The following is a 22,114-nucleotide window of genomic DNA, read 5'->3' as shown; positions in this document are numbered from 1 at the left end:
GCATGACGACGAACCGCACTGCTGAGCAACAGCTCTGAAGAATGATGCTTGTGGATGGCTCGTAATTCTAAAACCTGGCTTAGAGTACAGCCTGGAGCACGAAGTCCAGGATGAAGAGGGCAGAGACCGCCCAGATGATGGGGTGGACCTCCTTGCCCTTGCGCTTGCAGACCATGGTCAGGCAGTAGGTGATGAAGCCGGCGGCCACACCATAGGAGATAGAGTAGGCAAAGCCCATGAAGATGGCCGTGAAGAAGGCCGGAATGGCCTCAGACAGCTCGCCCCACTCAATCTCGGCGAAGGAGCTCATCATCATGCAGCCCACAATGACCAGGACGGGCGCAGTGGCCGCCGAAGGCACGGCCGAGATCAAGGGAGCGAAGACGGCGCTGAGCGCGAAGCAGGCGGCGATGACCACCGAGGTCAGGCCGGTTCGGCCACCAGCTGCGATGCCCGCTGCGGACTCCACGTAGGTGGTCGTGTTGGAGGTGCCGAAGAGGGCGCCGATGGAGGTCGCCGTGGCATCGGCGAACAGAGCCTTATCCATCTTGGAGCTGAAGCCTCGGCCGTTTTCCAGAGCCTGCTCGTCCTCGGCTGAGAAGATGCCTGAGCGCCGGCCGGTGCCCACAAAGGTGCCGATGGTGTCGAAGGTGTCCGACAGGGAGAAGGCGAAGATGGTCACCAGAACCACCGGCAGCTTGGCCGGGTCGGAGAAGAGCGCAGGGAATCCATCCTGACTGAAAATGGCCAGGAAGGTCTGCGGCAACTGTGACCAGGCCTGACCCAGATCGACCGACTTGGCCATGCTGGTGACCCCCATGGGAATGCCCAGGAGCGTGACCACGATGATGGCGATGACAAAGGCGCCCTTGTTGATGAAGGCCAGGTGACCCTTGAACTTGAAGATCAGCAGGAAGACGGTCAGCAGCAAGCCGATGACGAAGAGAATGACCCCAGGGGTGTTAAAAGTGGTCAGCCCAGGGTTGGCGCCGGCCGCCGAGGTCTTGTCAGGGGTGAACTTGATGATGCCCACATTGAGCAGACCCACATAGGCGATGAAGACGCCAATGCCGCCACCGATGGCGTGCTGAAGCAGAGGCGGAATGGCCTGGATGATCATCTTGCGCAGCTTGGTTGCCGTGACCAGGATGTTGATCAGGCCGCACAGGAAGACCATGCACATGGTCTGTTGCCAGGTGAAGCCCAGCCCCTTGACCACGGTGAAGGTGAAGAAGGCATCCAACCCGACTCCTGGCGCCACGCCGTAGGGCACGTTGGCCACCAGCCCCATGATCAGGGTGCCGATGATGGCAGCGATCAGGGTGGCAAGAAAGACGGCACCCCAAGGCATGCCCGCTGTAGAAAGCACCGAGGGATTCACCACGATGATGTAGGCCATAGCGAAGAAAGTGGTGATGCCTGCTACCACTTCTGTAGAGACTGTGGTATTATTATCCGAAAGCCGAAATAGCTTATGCATATTCGATTCCTTATTGTCTTATTTGGCGATGAGACAAGGAAAGAATATCACGAGCACTCGGCTTTTTCTGTTACAAGTCCCTCCTATTGAGTTCCAATACCGCCGCAGAACTGTCCGCTCACCTATAATCGGCATACCGGCAGGGCCCTGAAGCCTTCCTTACCTGGGGATGAGTTGAAGGGCACGGCGCTTTCGAGGAGGGACATATGGCCAGGAACAATCATTGGGATCCGGACGATCAGAAGCAGTATCAGCACGTGCATGACAGCGAAGTCGATCGTGGACAGGATGAACGCGCCGCTGAGCGGATCGCAGCCGCCACAGTCAACAAACAACGCACCCGCGAGGGCCGCACCCTGCGCCAGGAGCAGGAGCGTCGCGACCAGGGCAAAGACGATAAGAAAGACGACAAGAAAGAATGAATCCTCAGAGGGCGCCCATCAGCAAGTGTGCCAAAACCATGAGGACCGCACCGATGACCGCAGTCAGCGCCAGGGTGAAACCCGCCAGACGGGCGTTGCCGAGAACCTTGTCGGTGAACATGGTGGCGAAAACCGCCGTCGGAGCCAGACAACACAGGGCCACCGCCTGACGAATCAAGGGTTCGAAGGGTAGCAAATACCATGCGGCCGTCGCGAACAGGATGCCGAAGGGCAGTCGCCAGGCCAGAATCTGCAGTACGGACTTAATATCATCCCATCCGCCAGGCAAGTCCATGAGCATGCCCACCATAAGCATGGAGCAGAAGGCGTTGGCCGCTGAGAATGGCCGGGTGATCTGGGCCGACCAGTCCGGCAACGAGATTCCGGCCAGCGTGAAGCACACCATGACCATATAGGTGTCGAAGGAGGGCGAGCTCAGGAAGCCCTTGACTATGGAGACGGCTGCGGCCTTGCGATGGAGTTTGCGCGCATCAGGGTCATCCAGCTTGACCGGTTCCCCCGCATCGGGATCCAGGGACTGGCCGGGTCGAATATGCAGAAGCCCCTGGGTCATGACGTTGGTCCCCGCAGAAACCATGACCGAGTTGCCGATGTCGAACATGGCGGCGGGAACCAGAGCCGCTGTGCCGAGCAGCGACTGAAGCATGGGGAAACAGAAGCACCCGATGTTGAAACCCGATCCATTGAGCATAAGAAAAGCCCGCTGAGCCGTAGGCCGATGCCTGCTGGTCAGGAAGATGGCCAGGGGCGGAATCAGCGAGGCCACGAAGGCGAAGGCCGAGACCAGAAGCAGGCTGGGATCGTGAGGGTTGGTGGCGAAGGAGTAGATGATGGCCCCGGGCAGGACCAGGTCGAACACCACGGTCTGCAGCACCCGGTAGTCCAGCGGACGAAAGAGTCCAAAACGCTTGAACAGGTAGCCCACCAGGATGATGCCCAAGAGGGTGGCCGGTTCCAGCAGTACTCCCATGCCCTCGCTCCTTCCGTGGATGCCGGAACCATGATACCTGACGGGCGGGGGCGCAGACCGGGTCTGTCTCAGCCGAAGCGACCGGAGATGTAGCGCTCGGTGTCCGGTTCGTGCGGATTGGAGAAGATGGTAGTGGTGTCGTCCATCTCCACCAGGTGGCCAGGCTGACCCACGGCCTTGAGATTGAAGAAGGCTGTATAGTCCGAGACCCTGGCGGCCTGCTGCATGTTATGGGTGACGATGACGATGGTGTAGTCCCGCTTGAGCTCGTTGATCAGATCCTCCACAGCCAAGGTGGAGATAGGATCCAGGGCCGAGCAGGGTTCGTCCATGAGCAGGACCTGGGGGTGGACGGCCACGGCACGGGCAATGCAGAGTCGCTGCTGCTGACCGCCCGAAAGCCCGATACCCGGCTTGTCCAGGCGATCCTTGACCTCATTCCAAAGGTTGGCACCGCGCAGGGCCCACTCCACCAGATCGTCGGCGTCAGACTTGGCGATGTGCTTCTTGTTGAGCCGTATGCCAGCCAGGACGTTCTCCCGGATGGACATGGTCGGGAAGGGGTTGGCCCTCTGGAAGACCATGCCCACGTCCCGGCGCACCTCGACCGGATCCACGTCCGGCCCGTAAAGGTCACGACCCTCCAGTAGCACCTGCCCGCTGACATGCGCCCCCGGAGTGATCTCGTGCATGCGGTCCAAGGTGCGCAGGACCGTGGACTTGCCGCAGCCGGAGGGACCGATGAAGGCGGTGACCTTGTTGGCCTGGATGCGCATGTTCACGTCCTGGACGGCCAGGAAGTCGCCGTAGTAGACGTTCAAATGGTTGATGTCTATGCGTTGGCCCATGTTCCGGCCTCCGTTCCTCTCATGGCGGCGCTCAACGGGTCCGCCCAACAGCAAAGATGCGTGAAACCAGCCGCCCCAGCAGGTTGAGCAGCAGGACAATAAGGATCAGCACCAGGGCCGCCGCCCAAGCCCGCTGCATGTGGACGTCGGTCAGGCAACCCGGGTCAGCGCCCGGCCCGCAGACGGCCAGCCCCTGGGAATACTCGTTGTAGACGAAGACCGGCAGGGTGGTCATCCTCCCGGAGAAGAGGTTGGGGTTGGTGGTGGCGATGAAGCCCGAGGCTATCAACAGCGGTGCTGTCTCCCCGATGACCCGTGCCACAGCCAGAATGGTGCCCGAAACAATGCCAGGCAGGGCCGTGCGCAGAACAATGCTGGTGATGGTCCGCTGCTTGGTCACCCCCAGGGCATAGGCCGCCTCGCGCAGGTCGTTGGGAACCACGGCCAGCATATCCTCGGAGGTCTTGACCACCGTGGGCAGCATGAGCAGGGAGAGGGCCACTGAACCGGCCAATCCGTTGACGGTACCCGGTCCGACCACCAGGGCAAACATGGAGAAGGCAAAGAGGCCGGCCACGATGGAGGGAATCCCACTCATCACGTCCACCATGAGACTGATGGCCTTGGCCAGGCGACCTCCATGGGCGTACTCAACCAGGTAGACCGCGCACATGACGCCCACCGGAATGGATATGACCATGGATCCAAGGGTGATCTCCAGGGTGCCGATTACCGCGTGCAGAATACCGCCATAGCCCCCGGTCGGCGTGGGGTTGCCCCCTACCACACCGCTCATGTTGTGAGTGAGGAAGTCCGGTGTCAACCGTCGCACGCCCTTGGACAGGCTGACCCAAAGCACCGAAACCAACGGAATCAGGGCGACCAGGAAGGAGAGCCCGATCAGGACGGTCATCAGCCGGTCCTTGCGCTTGCGGGCCCGTATGGAGGACCTGGTTGGCCTGAAACGATCAAAATCGATAACCGGCCCACGATCAGTGCGGCTTGCCATCATGCACCCGCCTTTGCTGTGATCCTACGCGCCAGATAATTGACGATAAAGGTGATAATGAAGAGGACCAGACCGGTGGCCACAAGGAGGGCCACACCCTGGGAGTCCGCCTCAGGGAACTGGGCAGCGATGTTGGCGGCGATGGTTTGGCTTTTTGAAGCCTGCAGCAGCCGCAGGGAGTAGCTGAAGCCTGGCGAGAGAATCATCAGCACCGCCATGGTCTCGCCCAGGGCGCGTCCCAGCCCCAGCATGGAGGCCGAAATGATGCCCGAACGACCGAAGGGCAGAACTGCAAGGCGGATCATCTCCCACTTGGTGGCACCCAAGGCCAAGGCGGCCTCCTGCTGCAGTCGGGGGGCCTGGACCAGGATGTCGCGGGTGACCGAGGTAATGATGGGCAGAATCATGACCGCCAGCACCAGGGCCACGGTGGCCACGGACCGGGCCGGGGCTGCAACGGGTCCGGAAAAGAGCGGAATCCAACCCAAATGAACAGACAGCCAGCGCCAAAAGCCGGTGATATTGGGAACCAGGACCAGAGCTCCCCAGAGCCCATAGATCACCGAGGGCACGGCGGCCAGCAGGTCGATCACTGTGCTGAGTAGCGTGGACAAGCGGGCGGGGGCGTAGTAGCCGATGAAGAGGGCGATGCCCAGGGAGACAGGGAAGGCCAAGAGCAAGGCCAGGCCGGCAATCAGAATGGTGCCGAAAACCAGCGGGCCCACATAGCCCAGGAAACTGCTGGCCCGTCCACCGCTCAGGGAGAGGATGGCCTGGGTGCGGGAATCCGGGTCCCCAGTGAAGGCTGGAAAGACCCGCAGGATCAGAAAGAGGGTGACCGCAGCCAGGGCCAACAGGATCAGGATGCCCGCCCCGGTGGCACAGGCCTTGAAAATCCTATCCACACGCTTGGCCTTGTTCAGGGTTGCGGTCCCGTCAGGTTGCTCGCTCATGCCTTCCCCCCGATGGTCTCCACCGAAGCCATGGCCTGACTGCGCAGCCCCTGGCCCAGCTCGGCGCTGCCCGCGTTGGCCGCAGCCATGCGCTGGCCCTGCTCGCTCAGCAGATAGGTCAGCCAGGCCTTGGCGAACCGAGCCTTGGATCCGTCTTGATCATCTCGATAGGCGGTGCAGACCACGTCGTAGGAGACCAGGACGATGGGATAGGTATGCTTCCGGCTGGTGCGATGGTCCACAGCCAGAACCACCCGTCCAGGCTGGCTGGCCTGGGGATCCCGCTGGGCCAGATCGAGCAGGTTGGCCGTGGTCTTGGCCGTAGGCGGCTGCCAGGTCTTCCCCACTTGGACGGCCACCGTACCCAGCCCGGTGGTCTGGGCTGCGTCCGCATAGCCAAAGGTACCCTTCGCCTGGTTCATGGTCATGACCACCCCAGCAGTGCCCTTGGCGCCCTGCCCCAGGTCGTTAGGCCAATTCTCGCCCGCTGGGTAAGGCCAAGCGGACCCGGCCGTGTCGTGCAGGTAGTTCAGGAAGCTTTTTGTGGTGCCCGACTTGTCCGAACGATGAATCACGGTGATGTCCAGGTCAGGTAGATTGGCTCCCGGGTTGAGGGTCGCTATGCGCGGATCCCGCCAATTGGTGACCTTTCCGGAGAAGATCATGGCGATCAGAGCCGGATCCATCCGCAAATGGCCGCCTGAACCCTTGGGCCACAGATCAGGAAGATTGTAGGCCACGGCGATTGGAGTGGCGTAAACGGGCAGGTCAAAGGCCGTACCGGAACCGCAGACCTTACGCGAGCGCTCAAGCTGCTCTGTTGTCAGCGGCGCATCGGTTCCGGCCCAGATGGTTGAGCCCGAAAGGAAGGCGTTGACACCAGCACCGGAACCTGCCGGATCATAGGAAATACGCGCCCCTGGATGCTGCTTGCGGAAGCCGGCTATCCAGGCCTCGTCGGCGCTCTGCTGGGAGGATGCGCCGGATCCGGCGAACTCGCCCTGGAACAGCGTCTGATTTGCAGTGTTGCCTGTTGTGCTGCTTGCAATGGGGACGTTGTCACCGCAGGCCGCTAGGGGAATAATCATTGCCAGGGACATGAGGAGGGCCGGGAATCTACCACGACCATGACCATGTGCGTGCATGCTACCTACCTTGACCGCCGTTTCATTTCAAACGTCCGTCCTTATCAGCCCGTGTTGGACTTTCCCGTATTCACATTAGCGAAGCCCGCCTCACACAGCATACTGGAAACGCTGGCCGTCGGACAAACTCGTCACATCCGCGTCAGCCATGTGGAAAAAACCAATCACAATCCACAGCCGGGTATATCATAAGGTCATTGTCAGACGCTTAGCTCTCTTGTTCTTTTTCATAGTGTCACCGGTATCGGTATGCCCTGATTTGCTTTCTAGGACGGCACCGCAGGGAGCGGTATGCGCAGCGAGGACTAACCCGAAGGAAGTGGTGGTGCATGAGGAAGCAGGAGCTCGCCAGGCAAGGGCGGACCCTCAGCAAGGATGGAGCCTTCGTCAACGGAAAGCTCACCCATGAAGCCTTCCTGTCGCTGGCCATCCTGACCGTCATCACCTTCCTGGGCAACTTCACCCAGTTGCAGCTGGCTTCGGCCCTGCCCACCATTGTGGACGAGTTCCACATCACCCTGACCACCGGCCAGTGGCTGACCTCGGTATTCCAGCTGGTCATGGGCGTCATGGTGCCGTTGACCGGCTTTCTGACCAAACGCTTCTCCACCAGGCAGATCGTCATCACCTCCATGGCCGTCTTCACCCTGGGATCCCTGCTCAGCTGGCAGTCGCAGACCTTCGCCCTGGTCCTGCTGGGCCGCATCCTGGAGGCCGTAGGCACGGGAACCATGTGGCCCGTCCTGCAGATCACCGTCTTCTCCATCTATCCGTTGGCCAAGCGCGGTATGGCCATGGGCACTGTGGGCTTGGCCATGAGTGTGGCCCCGGCCATCGGCCCCACCCTGGGCGGCTGGCAGACCGACGCCAACGGCTGGCGCTCCATCTTCCTGACCCTGAGCATCTGCGGGGCCGTGGCGCTGCTCCTGTCCATCTTCGGCCTGCGCAACTTCGGCCAGCGCGATACCAGCGTCAAGGCGGACTTCTTCTCGGTTGCCCTGTCCATCTTCGGATTCGGCGGCCTCATGTTCGGCTTCACCAACATCGAGAACTTCCCCATCACCTCCTTCATGACCTGGCCCTTCATGTTGGTAGGCCTGATCGGGATCATCTGGTTCGTCCTTCGCCAGCTCCACCACGACAAGCCCCTGCTGGACCTGCATGTGCTGCGGATCAAGAACTTCACCGTAGGCACCATCATCGCCTCCATGTCCTTCTTCGCCTTCAGCTCGGTCACCGTCATCCTGCCCATGTACATCCAGACCGATCGCGGCTTCTCGGCCACCATGAGCGGCCTGGTCATGCTGCCTGGAGCCATCGGCACCGCTATCGCCCAGTTCTTCGGAGGTCGGCTGCTGGATCGCTGGGGCGCACGGCCCGTGGCCATGACGGGATGCTCAGTGCTGCTGCTGGGCACCATAGCCATGAGCATGATCGGCGCCAACACCTGGATCGGCCTGGTCTCCATCTGCCAGTTCATCCGCCAGATCGGCATGGGCTTCACCCTGATGCCCTTGACCACTTGGTCCCTGAACAACCTGGCTCCCAAGGATGTTTCAGCTGGTTCGGCCGTCACCAACACGGCCCGTCAGATTGCCGGCGCTGTCGGCGCACCCATCCTGGTCATTCTCATGGAGACCATCACTGCCCTGCGTCACAACGCCATGGGCGGTGGTCACTCCACCCAGATCGCAGCCAACATCTTCGGCGTACAGTGGGCCCTGCGCATCTCGGCACTGATCTGCCTGGGCATGGTTCTGCTGGTCTACTTCGGCGTTCGTGGAAACGGCGCCGGCTCCGGCCGTCAGATGACCCGCATGCTCCTGCGCCACATGCACATCATCCACACCGACACACCTGCCGTCACTGCCTCCCCCGCCGAATCCAAGGCCCAGGACTGATCACCGAGTGGTTTTGCGGGCTATGACCTGCGATCCTATGACAAGATCCTGGGGAGCCGTAGCTCTGCCTCCGATACGTCCCAGGACGCGGTCGACGCAGGTCCGCGAGATCCATCCCAAGCAGGAATCCATGGTAGTAAGCGGAGTCTGCAGATAAGCCGACTCTTCGATATTGTCAAACCCGATAATCTGGACCTGGTCGGGTACGGCTCTGCCGTAAGCAGTCAGAGCCGAGAGTGCGCCGATAGCCAGCTGATCATTGAGAGCAACCACCCCATCAAAGGGCACCCCCGTCTCTAATATCCTCTGCATGGTCAGGTACCCACTGCCCAAGGTCCAGTCATAACCGGTAACCCCCAGAAGTCGATCATCCAGCTGCAGTCCCCTGGCATGGACCGCCTTAAGCACGCCTTTCATCCTTAATTCGGCATTGCCTTCGATTGCGGCCTCCAACTGATTTTGGTCGAGCGGCGCATGCAGACCAACAACCGCCAGCGAGCGCACCGATCGATCAAACAGGTACTCCGCGGCCATGCGAGCTGCTTCGGCATCATCGACCATGACATGATCCGCCACTCCATGGGTAGTGCGCGCTCCTACACAAACCAAGGGGTAGCGCACATCCAGGTCCTCCACAGCGAACCGCTCAAGCTCCGACATAGAAAGGATTATGCCGTCACTGATGGTGCTGTTAAAGGATGCCAAAATCTCATGCGCACCCTTGGCAGACCCCTCGGCATAGGTGCTGACATAGACTGCATAGTCCCGCAGGCGGGCGCTGTCGATGACCCTATTAGCCAATTCGGCCAAGTAGGGAGGTGTCAACGAAGGCACAGCCAGCGTAATGATACCGGTTTTGTTCCGGTGCAAATTACGGGCCGCGGCATTGACCTTGTATCCCGATTCGTCAATCACCTGCTGCACACGCGCACGTGTCGCCTTGGACATACGGCCATTGCCGTTGATCACATTGGACGCGGTCTTCAGCGAAACACCCGCCTTGCTGGCCACCTCGCGCAAGGTGATCCGCTTACCTGGACGTCCTTCATCCGTAGCCATAGGCACCCCCTAGAATGCAACAACCTCCAAGGCACTATGGCGATCAGATCTACTGACGGGTGACCACCACACCATGCACTCCTATAGTGTACCGATTACCGGATAAACCACCTCCACTGCACCGGGTCGCTCGTTGCACCACCAAGGCCTCGCCCATGGTAGACACATCTCTGACAACTGTCGATCCCCGATTGAAATAGAAATGATACCGACCCTGTGGCCCGGATCTGATCAGGTGCACCAACCTCGGGTCACCATCACCTCCGTTATGCAGCCCTACCCCTGTTGAACCAGTGAGAAAATCAGGGGGAAAGACCCGATTGATCACCGAAACCAGCGATTCCTTGGCAAAGCCCGTCCCTAGATAGAGAACGCGGCCCCGACCATATCCATGGATGGTCACCGCAGGCTTTCCAACCATGTCGAGGTCATAGGAACGACGTCCCTGATAACGAGCCAGCACCTTCACCGAATCCTCTATGTACAAGGGCTCGTTGACCCATATATTGCCCTCAATGCCCTCCGACACCAGGATGGATCCACCACCTTGGTCCCTGGTACCCAAGGCGATCATCTCTTGGGAAGCGATACCTGTCAAATCACGCAAAACCGCAGGATATCCACCCAGGCCGACGTGCATATGGTCGTCCATAATGCCACTGGCGAAGTCCACCACCAGCCGGCCACCGCCGCTCACATAGTCTCGCAGACGGTCGGCTTGCTTCTGATCCAGCAGAATCAGGGCCGGCAACACCACCACGTCATAGCGCTCCCACTGCCCTTTCAGTGGCATTACATCCGCCCTGTATCCGGCATCGAGCAGAGCCTGATACCAGGTATAGACCTGTCGCCAATGATCCAGAGAACAATCGGGCAGAGTTGAATCAGCCATAGACCACTGGCAGTCGGCATCAAAAAGCAGGGCAATAGACGAGGGCTCCAATTGGGTCCCGGCCAGTCCACTCCTGGAGAGTGTGCGCAGAATACTTCCCAAATCGGCAACCTGTGCATAAATCGCCGAATCCGGCCCTGCGTGGGGGATCATGGCCGAGTGGAAGGCCTCCGCTCCGAAGGCGGACTGCCGCCATTGGAAGAAGTTGACTGCATCCGCCCCCATAGCCACGTGGGCCAGAGCATCCCGGATCAGTTCACCTTGACGCTTGGAAGCGTTGAAATTGCGCCAATTGACAGCTGATGTAGAATGCTCCATCAGGCACCAAGGATGACCTTGGGCATAGGCATCCACCAGTGAATCCGAGCAGAGCAGCTCATCCAAGTGTCCGGGTCCATGTGCGAAATAGTGGTCATTGGCCACGAAATCGACCTGGTGGGACCAACGCTCATAATCTAGGACGCACTGGTCTGTCGAGACCATGAAGTTGGTCGTCAACGGTTTATCAGGCGTGAGCTCCTGCAATTGATCACGTTCAGCACAGAAAAAATCCATCAGCGCGTCTGAGCAGAATCTACGAAAATCCAGGCGCAGTGCCGGATTGATAAAGGCATCACGCACGCCGGCATGTTCAGGTAGGGGAACCTGATCGAAGTTCTGCAGACGTTGGGACCAGAAATCGTTGCCCCAGGCTTGGTTGAGCTCCTCGATGCTGCCATAGCGCCGACGGCACCAGCCTTGGAAGGCCTTTAAGGCATCCTGCGAGTAGTCGGCTGCGTTGTTCCATCCATATTCATTGCCTACATGCCAGGCGACCACAGTCGGATTGTCGCGGAAGTGCTCTCCCATGACCCTGCAAAGGCGAAGGGCATAGCGTCGAAAAACAGCCGAGGTGGGCCTCCAGGATTGTCGAGTACCAGGATGGACCAGGGTTCCGTCCGCCTCCACAGGCAGCACCTCAGGATGCGCCTGATAGAGCCAGTATGGGGCCGTAGCTGTAGCCGAAGCCATGTCCACGGCGATACCGGCTTCTCCGAGCAAGGCCACCACCCGATCCAGCCATCCGAAATCCCAGACTCCATCGCTTGGCTCCAGACGTGCCCATGAGAAAATGCCCAGTGTCACCATAGTGACGCCGGCCCGCTTCATCAGTGCAACGTCTTCGGCCCATACCTGCTCTGGCCATTGGTCCGGGTTGTAATCCCCGCCGAACCAGATTCCTCCCGAATGACCGTCGGGCTTCTTTGGCCACCGATAGGGTCTATATGGTCGGGGCTGTCGACGGTCATGATGGTCCGTTTTGCTCATGCTGAATCCCGTCTGCGTATTCCTGCTATTCCTTGACAGCACCGGCAGCCAAACCGGACTGCCAGTATTTCTGCAGCAGCAGGAAGGCAACGACGATGGGAATGATGGTGACCAGGCTGCCTGTCACCACCAGGTTCTGAATGGCATGGGCACCAGCAGTCGATGCCTGATCCTTCCAATTGTTGAGCCCGATTGTCAGCGGGTACCAATTGGAATCCTTGAGCATGATCAAGGGCAGGAAGTAGTTGTTCCAAGTGGCCACAATAGTGAAAAGCGCCGTGGTTACGATGCCGGGGGCCAGCAGAGGCAGGCTGACCTGCCAGAAAGTACGGAACTCCCCGGCCCCGTCGACTCGGGCAGCCTCCAGCAGCTCAGTAGGCACCGCCTGGTCGGAAAAGATCCACATCAGGTATAGCCCAAAGGGCGAGATCAGACTGGGAATGATCATGGCCCAAGGCGTATCGGTCAGTCCGATCTTGGCAAAGAGGAGGAACTGAGGCACAGCCAGAGCAATGCCCGGCACGCTGATGGCTCCGATGACTACAGCAAAGACGAGGCGACGGCCAGGAAAACGGAACTTGGCCAGGGCATATCCACCCAGCACAGCCAGCAAGGTGGCGCCACCAGCTCCCACAACCACGTAAAGCAGGGTGTTAAGCAGCCAACGCCCGAAGATTCCGCCCTCATAGGTGAACACTTCACGCAGGTTGTCCCAGAGGGCGAACTTATGCCCAAAGGCCAAGCCGAAGGTGCCAATGAAGTCCGACTGGGTCTTGGTGGCATTGATAACCAGCCAGATCAGAGGAAACAGGCAATAGAGTGCGAATATCCCTGCAACGAGAGTCAGCAGCCAGCTGCGTCGCGGATTGTCCGGATTGGAGAATCCCGTTCGAGCTGCCCTTCGACGCTCCGCGCGCTCATCACGTGCGACGCGCCGAGCACGCATACGCTCAGCCTTGGCCCCGTCGGTAGTCCTGGAATCAACCGTACTCATTGCATCTGCTCCTTCATACCCCTGAGCTGGACGGCGTAGGCAGCGACCATGGTGATAATGGCCATGACGATGGCCAAGGCCGCCGCGTAATTGCTTTGACCGCCCATGAAGCTCAGGTTGTAGGCATACATGTTGGGGGTGTAATAGGTGGTGATCGCATTGCCTGGAACCATGGTCTGCAACACCGAGGGCTCATTGAAGAGCTGGAAACTGCCGATGATGCTGAAAATGACCGTGATGACCAGGGAGCTCCTGAGCTCAGGAACCTTGATGCTGCGCACGATCTGCCACTCCGAGGCCCCGTCGATGGCCGCTGCCTCATAGAGCGAGTGCGGCACAGTCGACAGCGAGGAATAGAAAATCAGCATGTTGTAGCCCGTGAACTCCCAGGTATTGATGTTGCCAATGGCAGCCAGAAGCACACTGGGCTGCAGAACGTCGATATGCGTGCCCAGCCATTGATTCAAGGAACCTACCATCCCGTACTTGGTGCCGTAGATGAACCCCCACATCAGAGCCGCGACCACAGCTGGCACTGCATAGGGCAGGAAGGTGGTGATTCTGAAGAAGCGCGTGCCATGCAGCTTGAGCGAGTCCAGGGCCAGCGCCATCAATGCCGCCAGAAAGAGCATGATAGGCACCTGGACCACGGTGAAGAGCGCCACACGGCCAACTGATGACCAGAACTGCTTGTCCTTGATCAGCCTGGCGTAATTGGCCAGTCCCACAAAGACGTTCCCTCCGATCATGCGCTTCTCGTACAGACTCAGGTAGATGGCATAGAGCACCGGCAGGACGAAAACGAACACGAAGACCAGGACAAAGGGTCCCATGAACTTCCATCCACGCCAGTCGGGCCTGTGAGGCCGCTCCCCAGCGTGACTCTCTTCGGTTCCGCCAGGGTCTTGAGCCCGTACGGGGGCTGGAACCCGCACAGTCGAACCTTCGACTTCACTCATGATGCCTCTCCTTCTTTCCTGTCGCTGGCCGGAGGCGACCATGGTCAGCCGCCTCCGTCATCACTCACTTATTGACCTGGTACCCCTGCTGGTTGCCGTGATCCACCAGCTTCTGCTGATAGTCCTCAAAAGCCTTCTCCAGCGTGGTCTGCTTCATGTAGGCCTTGCCGATGGAATCTCCGTAGGTTGACTGGGCGAAGGGGTTGTAGGGCAGATACTGGAACTTGGAGACCTTGAGGTTGGCTGCATCGGTCAGCACCTTGTTGACCTCCTGACCTCCGAAGTACTCGTTCTTCTTGCTGGTGAATTCAGTCGAGCTCAGGATGCTTTTCAGCGAGGGGAAGCTGCCCTGGTCAGCCATGACCTGAGCTCCCTTGCCGTGCGTCAGGTACTCTGCGAACTTCCAGGCGGCAGCCTTGTTCTTGGCTTTCTTGGGCACGACAAGAGCCGAACCACCGTCCTCTGCGGACACACTGTCCCCCTCTTCCCACTGGGGCAGAGGCGCGACCCTCCAGTTGCCCTTCTGATCGGGTGCGCCGGACTCCAGATTGGTGGGCATCCAAGCACCGATGGTCAACGAAGCCACCGACCCATCATTAAGCGCCCTGTTCCAGTCATCGGACCAGTTGGCGGTCTTGGTATCGAGCAGGTCTTCGTCGATCAGCTTCTGCTGAAAATCGATATACCGCTTCATGCCGGCATCCTTGGTCATGTTGATGGTGATCTTGTCGCCATCGACCTTCCATGGGTGGGCCCCAGCCTGCCAGGCCTGTGCGGTGAATGGCTGATAGGCGTTCTTATCACCGGCGTTGTTGGTGATGTAGGAACCAACAGCTCGGATCTTCTTGGCATCCTGGTAGTACTCATCCCAAGTCTTTGGAGGATCGGGAATGCCAGCCTTATCGAAGACCGCCTTGTTGTAGAAGAAAACCTCGGGGCCAGCATCAATGGGTAGAGCATAAGGCTTGCCGTCGTACTGGACCTTGTTCCAGGGCCCCGGGGTGAAGTCGTCAGCAAACTTGTCGGCCCCATAATCCGACAGGTTTTCCAAGTTATCTTCAATCGCAAACTGCTGGACGGTAGGATCCTCCAACATGGTGACATCGGGAATGCCCTTGCCTGCAGCGACTGCGTTGGACAAGGCCACCTGAGTGTCACCGGCAGTGCCGGTGTTGTTGTACTTCACAGTGATGCCGGGGTTGTCCTTTTCAAAAGCAGCAATGGTCTCCTTGATACCATTGCCCCAGCCCCAGAAGACTATACGTCCAGAGGCCTTGCTGGTGTCCGCTGGCTTCGTTGCTGATCCAGACCCGCTGCTTCCACAGGCAGCGAACGATGCCAGGGCGACCATGGTGACACCCATGGTCAGGATTTTCCGTGCTGAATTCATGATGAACCTTTCGATGTTTGTAAAAACCACGTGCTTAATAAGGTTTTGGCGCCCTACTCCTTCCAACCGTTGGTACAACTGTGTACCAACGTGTTACTCAGTATAACCCATAGCCTTGGATTGTCAATTCCGCTCAATGAGACGTCGCCGACAGTACACGGCTACGACCATGGACAGAATGCCCGCCAACAGGCAGCTCGCTACGAAAATTGGAGTGCGGCCGATAGCGATGCCCGTTGCAGCCAAAGTGGCGGATAGACCGCCGCTGCCAGCTGCAGGACGGAGGGGTAGAGATTGGTCTGAATTCACAGAACCGGACGCGGAACCCCCAGGGCCTGCCGGCGTACCATTTCCGTCGTGATCGACCACGTCATTGGTCTCATCCCCCTTTTCAGGCACACCTGTCAGGGACACGTCATCCACATGCAGGGTCTGGCCCAAACTGCCGGAGGCTTCAATAGTGATTTTGGTATGCCCGCCGGGCAGATCGAGCGGTAAGGAGGCCTGCTTCCAGTCTGTGCCGGTAGAGGCAGCCAGGTCAATCTCCGAGGTCTTCCCGCCGGATTCAATCGCGATCCTGGCCTGGTCCACGCCTTTGGGGTTCGCATAGGAGAGTTTCAGCAGGAAACGGCCGGCGTGCAGGGGAACATGACCTGGTTCATCCAAATCCTGGACAATGGAGGCGCTCCGGGATCGTCCAGGGGCGAATCGCAGATCATAGTCGCCCACTCGCCCATAGGCATCGGCTATATTGTTCACGGCATCTGGATTGACCCGCCGCCATCCGGCGATATCGGCAATCACGTTGCCGTCCTTGTCCCGATACCCCTGTTCACCCACCGAAACCCTGTCCGCTTCGAATGAACCGTTGAGCACATAGTCATTGGCATCGTCAACCGACCAAAGGCCGGTATCGGCATCCAGCTTCCACCGACTCATGGAATTGAAGCGAGGCGTGCCGGAATCATCAAAACTCAGCGGATTCCACTGGTTGTATCCAAGCCCATTACCCGCAAAGTCAGCCCATCGATCGCCGCAGTGAATGACGGTCTCTGCTCGGCTGCCGTGCAAGGTGTAGTAAAAACCGGTCTGAGTGATGTGGCCGAAATCCGCTCGGCTGCCATCCATGATCACCGTCTGATTGACGGGCTGATAGGGACCAAACAGATGATCTGCTACCTGAAAATGAATTCGGGATGCATCCCACCCGAATAGATCGGAACCAGCCAGATAATACCGGCCAGCATGCTTGAAAAGCGCATTGCCTTCACGCCCGAAGCCCTGGTAGAGCTTGGTAGGTTCAAGCAAATCCACCTTACCCCCCTTGGCCCCTATTCTGGCCGCCCAGACACTGCCACGGCCACGGCCATAGGAATAAATCAGATAACCTGTGCCGTCCTCATCCTGGAAGACACTCTGGTCACCGGTATTGCTGGTGCCCAGCCCGTAATCTCGCATGTCAATACGCCTCTGGGCTTTGAACGGTCCAGCAGGCGAATCGGCTGTAGCGATCATCACCTTTTTGTCGAAATTGCGACCCGTTGCATCCGTTGGCATTTCATGCTGGATAAGCATGGCATAGGTGTGCAACTCAGGGACATAAGCAACTCCCATCCTGCACACCCAACCCGCACGACGGCCACCAAAGTCACTGGAGAATGCATCAGCCTGCGCCCTATCCAACGCCACGCCTTGATATCTCCAATCGGTCAGATTCGTGGATTTGTAGACATCCACAGAGATGAAATCATTGCCAGTGAGCGCATGGGTTGGATCCTGGCGATAAGTTTCAGCCTGGGAAAAGTGAACACCGTACCAAAAATGAGAGACCTTCCCCGTCGCGGGATCCGGGAAATCGAAAATTCCTCCGCCCTGCATATACATTGGATTACCGTCAGCGTCATCCCAAAAACGGTCATTGACGATCAGCCCACTTCCGCCTGCAGAATCGGACTTTTGCCCTGCTCCTTGAGCAGCAACCGCCTTTGGCGCTCCAAAGGACAAGCCCAAAATCATCGCTAGAGCGATAAGAAGAACGGCCAATCTGTGCCTTGCCAGCGTATGATCCCGAATACGGTTTCCGTTTCCCGCTATATACGCGCCGATATACTCATTCATAGCCAACCTCTCTGTTGCTGATGGTTGCGGCCATAGGCCCGAGGCAAATCGAAATCTATGCTGTTGATACAACTGTGTATCAAACTGCAACAATGCTATCACACCTTAAGAGGTCCAGTTCAGTGCAGAAAGTCAGGCTATCAAGCACCTACGCGAATAGACCCTTACATGGCAATCAATTCCGTCTGTCAGCCAAGGCCAGCGATCAGCGATCCTGCGGGAGGGGCTGGCCCGGGCAGGTGTGCAGAACGGCCAGCATGGCCTGTTTTTCCGAGCTGGTGACACTCAGGGAATACTTGTCCTTGACTCCTATCTGACGGGCCACATACGAGCACTGATAGTCCTTGTTCTCGGGCAGCCAGTAGTCGGCCGAGGCGCTCCCCTTGGCCTGGTTGGCCGGGCCGTCCACAGCAAGCAGATTGTAGGGGTCGTTGCCAAACCGATAGCGGCGGGCCGTGTCCCACTTGCTGGCTCCTGACCGCCAGGCATTCTCCAGAGCGACCACATGGTCGATCTGCACGGCCGAGCTGGTTTTCGGCCCTCTGACGAATTCGATGGTTCGCCCGGTATAGGGATCCTGCAGACGACCGCTGGCCACCTTGCACCCGCCGGGAGTAGTGGTACGCAGGTCAGTCAGGTCGCGGGTCAACACATCCTCGCGCACATTGCAGCCGTTGCCATCCTCATCCGTCTCCTTGAAGCCGAAGGAATCACGCCGGTACTGGTGGCCAGGGCGGGCATGATCGTCCACTGTCAGACTCTGCAGGGTCTGGGCCGCATCGCCGGTTGCCGTATATCGGCCGGTCAGCCGTCCGACTCCACCATTGACCCTTGGCAATATCAGACCGATGGTGATGCCCAGGACCACAGCCACCACCAGAAGAATCAGCACCCGTTCCGTGAGCGATTCACGACGGAAGCGGGCCGGTGCGGGATTGCGCCAGACAGAACCATACCGGCTGCGGCCTCGATACCGATATCTTCTGCGTCTCGGACCGGTCATCTACCGCCGATACCTCCTATGTCGACTGCTTGCATGAATCATCCATCATAGCGGTCAGGCGTAGGCGTAGGTCATCGGGTCGTGTCCTGCACGCACGGGGGAGTCCATGGCATCGATGGCGGCATGCTCCTCAGGGGTCAGGCTGAAGCCGAACAGGTCCAGGTTCTCCGCCTGCCTTTCCCGGTGAACAGATTTGGGGATGATGATGGTCCCGTTCTCGATGTGCCAGCGCAGCACCACCTGGGCCGGCGTGACCCCGTGGGCCTGGGCGATTTGCTCCAGCCTTCCGCCTCCGGCTGTCAGATCTGCGCCACGTGCCAATGGCGAGTATGCTTGGACGGCGATGCCATGCTCCTTGCAGAAGGCGGACACCGTGCGCTGCTGCCAGCTGGGGTGCAGCTCGATCTGATCCACGGCAGGGTACTCCCCCGTCTCCCTGTGTAACCTCTCCAGATGCTCTGGCAGGAAGTTGCAGACCCCCAGGGTCCGCACCCGCCCCTCATCGCGCAGCCGATGGAATGCACGCCAAACCTGGTCGGCCCGCCAATCAAACGGCGTGGGCCAATGGATCATATACATGTCGACATAGTCGGTGCCCAGCAGAGCCAGCTGGCGGTCGAAAGCCCGCAGGGCACTGTCATAACCTTGTTCGGAATCACGCAGCTTGGTAGTCAGCCACAGGTTGGCACGCTCAGGTCCGCTCTGGCAACCGAAGGCCTTAAGGCCACGGCCCACGCCTCCTTCATTGCGGTAGCCCGCTGCCGTATCGATGTGGCGATAACCCAGTTCCAAGGCGGATTGCACTACTCCAGCGGTTTGATCATCGTCGATCCTGAGCACGCCCAGGCCCACCTGCGGAATGCGATTGCCGTCAGACAATTGGATGTCAGGAACTGCTGTCATGGTCCACACCTTCCCAGGATGCCGCCCAGCAGTCTGCCGGGCCATGCTCGCTCCATTCTAGAGCCAGGCAAAAGCCCGGCTGCAACAGAACAGTCCTATGTGGTCGAACCTGCCCGCTCATGCACCGGCTCAGAATTTGCTGATGCTGAAGAAGTACAGCAGGTGGGTATCGAACCAGTGGTAGCCAAGGTCGAATACGGGCAGCAGGCTGATCTTCATCATCATGCCGACCGTGCCCCAGGCGAAGAACAGGCCGAGCACAGCCAACAGCCACATGAAAGCGCTGCAGATTCGTCGGGTTTTGATCAACCGGCGACGGCGTGTGGCTTCTGAACGGGTCTCCTGCTCATGGCTGACCATGATCGTGGCCAGCGGCTCCCCCATGGTCCCCGGTCCGGTCGCCCGAGATTCCAGATGCTCCATTTGCTCCAGCTCGTGACGGCAGTTGCGCCTGCGACGTGAAAGCAGGTACCAACCCACAAGGCAGGCCAAAAACAGGGCCAGCAGCACCCAGACCATGTAAATGGGCGCCCCTTCAGGTTGAGTCGGTGGCACGTCGTCGCCGATATAGTGCCCACGCACGATCAGGCGGTGGGAATTGACGCCATAGGGGTAGCAGGTCAGCAGGGTCACATAGTTGGAATTCTGGATTGGCTGCAGTGCGCTGACATCGGTGGGCTCAATGATCTTAATCTGATCTACCTTGTAGCTCATATGCCGTTTGAGGACACGTATCTGGAAGACGTCCCCCTTGCGCAGCTGCGTTAGGTTATCGAACAACATGTAGCCGACTTCGCCGGTGTGTCCAGTGATGACGGAGTGGATGGTTCGGTTGTCTGTAGGCACGTGGGTGGTGGCGATGTGCCCTGTGCCATCCTTGAGCACGGCATCACTGGTGCCGTGCCGCACGGGCAGCTTAACATTAATTTTGGGAATCTCCACATAGGCCATCATGCCCTTGCCGTCTACATTGAGGATTTTGTAGTAGCGACCCAGTGGTTCCTTGACTTCCTTGTACTTGAAGGGGTCCCTCAGCGTAGGCTTGCCTAATTCCTCGTCGTACTTCTTGGCATCGCGCCACATGGCTCTGCGCTGTGCAGGCGAGAGAGCATCCACGATCTGGTCGTAGTTGTCTACTGCGGTGGAATCCTTGGAATAGTTTACATATGCCGCCAATAGCGGGTATAGGAAGATTGCCAGACCAATCAGGAAGGCCAAGGTCTCCAGGAGACCGAACCCTCGCCCTGACTTGCTAGCCTTGCCAACGTTCTTGGCCTGCTTATCTGCAGTAGCAGCTGCCTGACCTGCGTCGCCATTTTGGCTTGCACCCTGGGCATGATTGCCTGAAACGACAATTATCGGAGCCGACGTTGTAGCTTGGCCAGGGACAGACACAGGAGCTGCAACAACATCTGCATCATCCGATTTTGAAGCTCCACGATCCTTAGGCGTTGCCGAAGGCGGATAGGAAGGCGGCACATCGGAACCAGGAGCATAGGTAGGCGGCATCTCCGCTTGCTCAACAGGCTCGTCTGACGGGGATGATTCAGTCGGAATGGACTCATAGGCAACATCAGCGTTGCCGATGGCATGAACTGGGCTCATAGTAGCGGAGTCAGTATTCTGGTCCATCTATAGCCTTCCTCGTGCTGCACTTCAAATAGTCCAGTTGATAGCTTTTGACATACAAGGACCGGCGGCACCTATATGATACCGCCGGTCCTTACGCATCCTCACAGATGCCTACAATGCCTTTTGATGGCATCACACCGACATGGGCACGCGAAAACCTAGCGTTCATTCCTGTTCCAGGAACGTGCGACTATCGCCAAGTACAGGCCCATCATGGCCAAGATCATAAGCAGAACGCCCGGCGCTACCATGGATACACCGGTAGCGGCAAGCCTGCCTGGTCCTGGTCGCACTACTGGCACGACCTGAGGCACGTCCACAAGCTTGGGGCTAATGGTCACATCATAAAGCGGATGGACTTCACCCTGTTCGCGGTAAAGCGGCAACTGCACGACCACTGGGTCGGCTTTTACCTTTGCATTCTTGGGTGTGGCCACCAGAGTTACCAGCCAGTACGAGGCGTGGAAATAGTCACCGTCGAAAACAGCAGGACTTCCGCCTGTCAGACTGGGTACGTCTGAATCGAGCTGAGCTCCTGTAAGCCAAACACCTTGCGATTTCGCTTCGGATGCGTTTGTTATGGTGCCTTCTTGATCAGAGACACCGTAGTATTCAGCGGGTTGTGTCTTGTCCTTGAAAGCATCTGGGTTGGCTGCCACCTCGTTACTGATGGCCGCCTGTGCCTTATCAGCGCCAGGATTGTGGTCTAGTGCCTCCACCCGGCTCTTCAGAGTACCAGCATCCAGCCTCAGGGCACGAAAGACATATCCTGCTCCAGCAGATACAGGAGCACTCGGCAGGATGTCGTTCTGACCACCTTGACCTGAATGCCCTCTCTTGAGTTGCACCGTCAGGGTCGGGTTGACCGTCTCCGCCTCTGCCGCCGGCGTCATATCGAAAGCGGTGAGGCCTAAGCAGGCCAAGGCCGCGATCAGACAGGGCAGGACCCGGTGGGTGAGGCATTTCGGCAAGGCAATTCCCTTCATAAACCTTCCCTTCCAAGGCCGCCTTTCGACGACGTGGTTGCGTCAGTTCTGCTGATCCAAAAACCAGACCAGCATCCCGACATGTGCGGACCGCAGAAGTTCAACGTTCCGTATTAAAATG

At 58.7% G+C, this 22,114-nt stretch carries 18 protein-coding genes; 2 read left to right on the top strand and 16 right to left on the bottom strand.

Annotation, left to right across the window (positions count from 1 at the left end):
- Window positions 1–79: 79 nt before the first annotated feature.
- Window positions 80–1,480, bottom strand: a complete 1,401-nt coding sequence (locus P273_RS0105345; protein WP_024627443.1) for an NCS2 family permease — start codon at window positions 1,478–1,480, stop codon at window positions 80–82.
- 206 nt (window positions 1,481–1,686) lie between these two features.
- On the opposite strand from P273_RS0105345, the gene P273_RS0105340 reads away from it, so the two are divergent.
- Entirely contained in the window at window positions 1,687–1,902 is a 216-nt protein-coding gene (locus P273_RS0105340; RefSeq protein ID WP_024627442.1) for a hypothetical protein, read from the top strand.
- A gap of 4 nt (window positions 1,903–1,906) precedes the next feature.
- Here P273_RS0105340 and P273_RS0105335 read toward each other — a convergent pair whose 3' ends face one another.
- From P273_RS0105335 to P273_RS0105315, 5 genes are all read right to left on the bottom strand, one after another.
- A complete protein-coding gene (locus P273_RS0105335) occupies window positions 1,907–2,893 on the bottom strand; it encodes an AEC family transporter (RefSeq protein WP_024627441.1) in 987 nt (328 codons plus the stop codon).
- 68 nt (window positions 2,894–2,961) lie between these two features.
- Window positions 2,962–3,741, bottom strand: coding sequence for a phosphate ABC transporter ATP-binding protein PstB (pstB, locus tag P273_RS0105330; protein ID WP_024627440.1), 780 nt, complete (start codon window positions 3,739–3,741; stop codon window positions 2,962–2,964).
- A gap of 31 nt (window positions 3,742–3,772) precedes the next feature.
- Complete coding sequence (gene pstA, locus P273_RS0105325) at window positions 3,773–4,753, bottom strand: phosphate ABC transporter permease PstA (protein ID WP_024627439.1); 981 nt, start codon at window positions 4,751–4,753, stop codon at window positions 3,773–3,775.
- Window positions 4,750–5,703 (bottom strand): phosphate ABC transporter permease subunit PstC, encoded by a 954-nt coding sequence (gene pstC / locus P273_RS0105320; RefSeq protein WP_024627438.1) that lies wholly within the window; start codon window positions 5,701–5,703, stop codon window positions 4,750–4,752. The genes pstA and pstC overlap by 4 nt, the downstream gene beginning before the upstream one ends.
- A complete protein-coding gene (locus P273_RS0105315; protein WP_024627437.1) occupies window positions 5,700–6,848 on the bottom strand; it encodes a phosphate ABC transporter substrate-binding protein PstS in 1,149 nt (382 codons plus the stop codon). Before P273_RS0105315 ends, pstC begins: the two co-directional genes overlap by 4 nt.
- A gap of 329 nt (window positions 6,849–7,177) precedes the next feature.
- Between P273_RS0105315 and P273_RS0105310 the strand changes: the two genes are divergently transcribed.
- A complete protein-coding gene (locus P273_RS0105310; RefSeq protein WP_024627436.1) occupies window positions 7,178–8,749 on the top strand; it encodes an MDR family MFS transporter in 1,572 nt (523 codons plus the stop codon).
- On the opposite strand, the gene P273_RS0105305 is transcribed toward P273_RS0105310, so the two are convergent.
- The 10 genes from P273_RS0105305 to P273_RS0105260 all read right to left on the bottom strand — a co-directional run bounded on the left by P273_RS0105305 (window position 8,750) and on the right by P273_RS0105260 (window position 21,993).
- A complete protein-coding gene (locus P273_RS0105305; RefSeq protein WP_024627435.1) occupies window positions 8,750–9,808 on the bottom strand; it encodes a LacI family DNA-binding transcriptional regulator in 1,059 nt (352 codons plus the stop codon). It abuts the gene before it with no gap.
- 49 nt (window positions 9,809–9,857) lie between these two features.
- On the bottom strand, window positions 9,858–12,008 hold the full coding sequence (locus P273_RS0105300; protein ID WP_024627434.1) for a beta-galactosidase: 2,151 nt from the start codon (window positions 12,006–12,008) through the stop codon (window positions 9,858–9,860).
- Window positions 12,009–12,033: 25 nt separating this feature from the next.
- Entirely contained in the window at window positions 12,034–13,002 is a 969-nt protein-coding gene (locus tag P273_RS0105295; RefSeq protein ID WP_024627433.1) for a carbohydrate ABC transporter permease, read from the bottom strand.
- A complete protein-coding gene (locus tag P273_RS0105290) occupies window positions 12,999–13,961 on the bottom strand; it encodes a carbohydrate ABC transporter permease (RefSeq protein ID WP_081709274.1) in 963 nt (320 codons plus the stop codon). Before P273_RS0105290 ends, P273_RS0105295 begins: the two co-directional genes overlap by 4 nt.
- Before the next feature lie 64 nt (window positions 13,962–14,025).
- Window positions 14,026–15,351 carry an ABC transporter substrate-binding protein gene (locus P273_RS0105285; RefSeq protein WP_024627431.1) on the bottom strand — a complete coding sequence of 442 codons (1,326 nt, stop codon included), beginning with the start codon at window positions 15,349–15,351 and terminating at the stop codon, window positions 14,026–14,028.
- A gap of 123 nt (window positions 15,352–15,474) precedes the next feature.
- A complete protein-coding gene (locus P273_RS09545; protein WP_081709273.1) occupies window positions 15,475–17,469 on the bottom strand; it encodes a family 43 glycosylhydrolase in 1,995 nt (664 codons plus the stop codon).
- 205 nt (window positions 17,470–17,674) lie between these two features.
- Window positions 17,675–18,472, bottom strand: a complete 798-nt coding sequence (locus P273_RS0105275; RefSeq protein WP_029676184.1) for an HNH endonuclease family protein — start codon at window positions 18,470–18,472, stop codon at window positions 17,675–17,677.
- Between the two features lie 54 nt (window positions 18,473–18,526).
- The gene (locus P273_RS0105270; protein WP_024627428.1) at window positions 18,527–19,375 is read right to left on the bottom strand and encodes an aldo/keto reductase; all 849 of its coding nucleotides are present in this window, start codon (window positions 19,373–19,375) and stop codon (window positions 18,527–18,529) included.
- A gap of 129 nt (window positions 19,376–19,504) precedes the next feature.
- Window positions 19,505–21,007, bottom strand: a complete 1,503-nt coding sequence (locus P273_RS09540; protein ID WP_024627427.1) for a class C sortase — start codon at window positions 21,005–21,007, stop codon at window positions 19,505–19,507.
- Between the two features lie 158 nt (window positions 21,008–21,165).
- Window positions 21,166–21,993 (bottom strand): hypothetical protein, encoded by an 828-nt coding sequence (locus tag P273_RS0105260; protein WP_024627426.1) that lies wholly within the window; start codon window positions 21,991–21,993, stop codon window positions 21,166–21,168.
- Window positions 21,994–22,114 lie beyond the last annotated feature (121 nt).

Origin of the sequence: Bifidobacterium sp. A11, from assembly GCF_000499185.1 — a bacterium.
Classification (GTDB): domain Bacteria; phylum Actinomycetota; class Actinomycetes; order Actinomycetales; family Bifidobacteriaceae; genus Bombiscardovia; species Bombiscardovia mizhiensis.
Note: the sequence above shows the minus strand (reverse complement) of the source record. Positions and strands in the feature narration are given on the sequence as shown.